This window comes from Planctomycetia bacterium, assembly GCA_034440135.1.
In the GTDB taxonomy this organism is placed as follows: Bacteria; Planctomycetota; Planctomycetia; order Pirellulales; family JALHLM01; genus JALHLM01.
Genome location: JAWXBP010000493.1, coordinates 1 through 4,773, shown reverse-complemented (window position 1 = coordinate 4,773; position 4,773 = coordinate 1). Strand labels below are relative to the sequence as shown.

At 58.7% G+C, this 4,773-nt stretch carries 3 protein-coding genes; 1 reads left to right on the top strand and 2 read right to left on the bottom strand.

Annotated features, from left to right (window positions below; genetic code table 11):
- Positions 1-137 precede the first annotated feature (137 nt).
- Positions 138-1,409 carry an IS256 family transposase gene (locus SGJ19_27995; protein MDZ4784108.1) on the top strand — a complete coding sequence of 424 codons (1,272 nt, stop codon included), beginning with the start codon at positions 138-140 and terminating at the stop codon, positions 1,407-1,409.
- 880 nt (positions 1,410-2,289) lie between these two features.
- Here the strand turns inward: SGJ19_27995 and SGJ19_27990 are convergent.
- Both SGJ19_27990 and SGJ19_27985 read right to left on the bottom strand, forming a co-directional pair.
- Positions 2,290-2,724, bottom strand: a complete 435-nt coding sequence (locus SGJ19_27990; GenBank protein MDZ4784107.1) for a DUF695 domain-containing protein — start codon at positions 2,722-2,724, stop codon at positions 2,290-2,292.
- 17 nt (positions 2,725-2,741) lie between these two features.
- Positions 2,742-4,773, bottom strand: a 2,032-nt coding sequence (locus SGJ19_27985; GenBank protein MDZ4784106.1) for a polymorphic toxin-type HINT domain-containing protein, incomplete at its 5' end; no start/stop codon positions are given.

Below are 4,773 nucleotides of genomic sequence, written 5' to 3'. Positions count from 1 at the left end.
GATATACTTCTTGTACATGCGACACCTCCTTGTGCCGGCAAGCGTCGTCGAAATCTTCGGTTTCGCCAACCTCAATATTTAGCGTGGATGGGGCACTAGCTAGTTTTTGAGTGTTATTCTGCCAAAGGAGTTGATGCATGGACGCGTCATTGCAAGCACGAGCGGAGGAGTTGGCCAAGGAGTTCGCCGGCCGGGCGAGCACGGCGGAAGAGCTAAACGGCTTCATGCGGTTGATGATGAAGTCGGCGCTGGAGCGGATGCTCAGCAGCGAGCTGGACGTCCACTTGGGCCGCAAAGGGTCGCCCCAGGCCGAGCCGCCGTCGAGCGAGGTGTCGCCGACGACCGAGCCTGAGAAGCGGCCGAAAGAAGGTCTTTCCAATCGGCGCAACGGTCACTCGCCCAAGACGGTGCAAGGCGACCTGGGGGAAGTGACGCTGGCAATCCCGCGCGATCGCGCCGGAACGTTTGAACCGCAGTTGATCGGCAAGCACCAGCGGCGGGTGCCCGGTTTCGACGAGAAGATCCTGGCTCTGTACGCCAAAGGAATGACCACCCGCGACATCCAGGATGTCGTTCAACAACTGTACGGCGTCGAGGTCTCGGCCACGCTGATCTCGGAGATTACGGCCGATCTGGATGCGGAGGTGACGACCTGGCGGACACGGGCGATCGAGGCCGTGTGGCCGATCGTGTACTTCGACGGCATCGTCGTCCACGCCCGCAACGACGATGGTCGCGTGGCGCAGCGAACCGTCTACGTCGCCTTGGGCGTGAATCTCGACGGACACAAGGAACTCCTGGGATTGTGGCTGGGCCAGAACGAGGGAGCCAAGTTCTGGCTCAACTGCCTGACGGACCTGAGCAACCGCGGCTTGGCCGATATCTTTGTGACGTGCGTCGACGGCTTGACCGGCTTTCCCGAGGCGATTCGGGCCGCTTATCCTCGCGCCAAAGTGCAGCTGTGTCTCGTGCACCTGGTGCGGGCCGCCTTGCGCTACGTGACCACGGACGACGGCAAGCCCGTGGCGGCCGACCTGAAGAAGATCTACGGGGCGGCGACCGTCGTCGAAGCCGAGGCCGCCTTGGAGGCTTTCGCTCAAGCCTGGGGTGAAAAATATCCGACGATCGCCAAGACGTGGCGCGCCAAATGGACCGACATCATCACGTTGTTCGACTATCCCCCGGCGATCCGCCGAGCGATTTACACGACCAACGCGATCGAAAGCGTCAACAGCGCGATTCGCAAGTTCACCCGCAACCGAAAGATCTATCCCAACGAAGAATCGGCCCTGAAGATCATCTTCATGGCTATTCGGGAAGCCTCGCGAAAATGGACCATGCCGATCCGTCAATGGAAACAGGCGCTCAACCACTTCGCCATTCTCTTCGAGGGACGCCTGCCCACGTAAGCAAATCACGTTCCAACGCCGGCTGACACAAAAATCAGTACAGGCCCCGCCGCCACCGCCGCAAGGCTCAGCCTCGAATCCACCCTTCGCCCCCGAGGTCGGCCGCGAAAACACTCACCAAAGTAGCATGTCCCCTTTTCTCCCCCGAACTCGAGGCCGTCCGTCGTTGCGTGCGGCGCGGCCGGCCCTACGGAAGCGAGCACTGGATTCGATCTACCGCGGTCCGGTTGGGCTTGGAATCAAGCCTCCATCCCCGTGGTCGTCCGCGCAAGGACGCGAAACCTCAATAAACGACTCCCGACCCCTTTGTTTGCCTAAACGACTCCCGACCCCTTTGTTTGCCTAAACGACTCCCGACCCCTTTGTTTGCCCGAACCCTTTGTTTGCCTAAACGACTCCCGACCCCTTTGTTTGCCCTCAGCCAGGGATGGACCATTGCCACGGTCCGAAGACTTGGCGCTCGAATCGACCGCGGGGAAGACCGCGGAAACACCATTCTAAGTAGAATGTCCCCTTTTCCGATCCCTGCGCCAAGCCGTGGGCTTTGACTCGCGGCAGTCCTGGCGCGAAGTTGGAACTCGACGTCCAGTTCCACGGTGGCCGAAGGCATCTGCCGATCGTCACGCTGCGGCGCGTCGCCTAGCAAAGAACGGCGCATCGAAAGGGGCCGTCCGCGCCGACGGTGCGCGCACGAGGGCCGCTCGCCGCGCACCAGACCTGAGTTGTCAAAGACCATCGCTCATCGGCATTGCCGACGACCCGGAAATGATCCGGACTCCTCAGCCCATTCCTGGCCGCACTTTTCCTCGTCCCCCTATCTTGCCGTCCGCGACGATGAACAAACGACCACGAAAGAATCGCTGGGACGCTACACCCTGAGCTATCGCATCCCTCGCAGAAATGCTTTGAACTCGCGCCACTCAGAATCGTCACCAGCGGCCACGTGCGCGCCAACGGAATTCACGTCTGCCTCAATTGCTTGCGACACGACATTAATGTCGGAGACATATAAGAAGTACCGGATCGTGCCATTGAAGGTCCTGACGAAAGTCAAGATGCCGAGACGGTCCTCTTCAACTCGATCAATACAGCGGCGTTCGAACGCCTCGATTTCATTGTATTGCGCACCCGTTGGAAGGCCCGTAGGATCGGTGATTGGATATGGAAGCGCAATCACAAAAATATGGGGCAACGAGATATCACCAACGAGTCCCGAAGGAATCTCGCGCCCGCGGAACATACATGGCTTGCCGTCTTCCATGCCTTCCGCAGCAAACCACGAATGTGTCGCCGGGAAAATGGATTCGTTTACCACCGTTTCTGTCTTTTCTGCTATGGGCGTGTGTGTTTGCTCATGGAATTGCCTGCTTCCTTTAATGCTTGGGATCGCGCAGCTTCTGATTGCAGTACCTCAGTGCGGGTAGGGACGTTTTGATTTACCACTCGTGCATCGTAAGTCCCCGCGCCCTCCTCCGCGTTCCATTTGTTTACTTGCTGGTTTGCGCGAGGTGAAGTCCCATTCTGGTTGATTTGTTGGCCGCTAACCCCATTCTTAACCACATCTTTGTCGGACGTTCTGAAAATCTCGTATTCATGCTGAGGCTTAGTGCTGAGCTTGCTATTGCCATTGATGCTATCTGGAGCATTAAGTGTCTCCAGAAACGCATTGGCCTCACCTGGCGTCTTAAATTTTGTCGGCAACCCTGTGAGCGGGTGCTGCACCGGCGTCGTGCTGCCTTCCTCGAACAGATGCCAGACGCCGTCCTTTTGGTCGACTCGATATTTCGCATTGTGCGCCCAGACATGGAAGCCCCAGTCAGCCCGACCGACGAAGTAGGTGTGATGTTCTGCGACTCGGAAATTATACACGGTTTCGAAAAGGCCGGTATGGTTCAGCAATTCGACGGGGGCCCATTCTCCTTCCGCCGTGGCGAGCAGATCACCGACCACCAACGAACCGGCGGATTTCCAGCCCTTCCCGTTGGCGTAGAAGGGATGCTCCGCCGTCGTCCCGATCACGTGCCCGGCTACCGTGATTTCCAGCACCAGGGCCTCACGAACAAACACCTCTTGGATTGGCTTGAGTTCCAAAGCCGCTCCCGGATCGGACTCATCGCGGGCCCATAGCTCGTCTCCGGCCCTCAATTCTTCAATCGGCCTATGGCCGCCTTCGCACCACATGGGGGTTCCGGCTCGGAAGCAACTTGGCTGAAGCATATCCAAAAGACTTGCCTTTACCGGCGTTGGCGCCGGATTGGAAGCAGCACCAACTCTGCTTGGCACATCATTGGTGAGATCCGGCCTCCGACTGTCGGGCAGGTCGACTCCACGTCCACCTCTCAGCACACTTACGGGAGTACCGAGGCCGGCGAGACCGCCTGAGTATTCAGATACTCCTTCTGATGCATGTGCCACGCGCAGCAACACCGTGTCGGTCCGTGAATCAAAGAGCTGCTCGCCGGTATCAATATTGGTATTGGCGATCGCTTCAGCTATTTTGTAAACGCCGGTAAAGCGAGCTCCTGCGACCCGCAGGTCGCCGGTCTTTTCATATAACTCCATCGATTTATTGTAGCGATCCTTGACTCCAGTGACCGTGTCGTCCATGGTGCCGAAAACATCGATCGCGCCCCCTCCCGCGTCGCCCACGGTAATGAGGAGATCGGATGTGACGCTCCAAGCCATGGCAGTGTACTCGTCACCGGGAGCCGTATTATCCGCGAGTTCGCGCGCCATCATGCCGTGTTCGTGCATATATCCGCGGAGACTCGAACTGCAGCGCTTGAGCGCGCCGTCAACAGCTTGGGCCAGTCCGGCACCCAGCGGTTGTCCGTCTCCGTAACCGTTACCAGAGCCGCTCATCAGGCGATCGTGTATGTGACTTCCTTCAATACTGAGGAAATAGTCCTTGTTATTTCCAGCACCCCCAGGGTTGTGCCGCAACCATGAGTAGCTCAACTCCAGCGCTATCGCTCGCAGGTCGTGGCCAGGAAATGTCGAGTTCTTGTAGAAGTAGTGGAGGGCTCGTAGATCCCGTACAAGTGGCGAGCCGGCGATTTCGTCCGGGCGAATTAAACGGGACAGGCGAATTAAACGGGACAGGTTCGATTCTTTCGAACCGGCTCTTGGTTTAGCTTCCTTTCGGGCGGCCACGCGGGCGGAGCGAGGAGTCGAGTCCGAGGCGCTTGGCCGTGGTTCGCAGCGGCGTTCACCGCCGTAGGGCTTCCCTTTTAGAATGCTGCTGCGTAGCGCCTGGAGCTCCTCGGCGCTTTGCGGCTTGTTGACGAGAGCCGGCCAGTCCTTCGGAAGCGTTACGGGCCATGGTGCGAGCAGGTCTTTCTGCTCGGGTGTACCGCGCACCCGT

Coding starts and splice junctions, on each gene's coding strand:
- SGJ19_27995 (MDZ4784108.1), top strand. CDS start 138: ATGGACGCGTCATTGCAAGCACGAGCGGAGGAGTTGGCCAAGGAGTTC.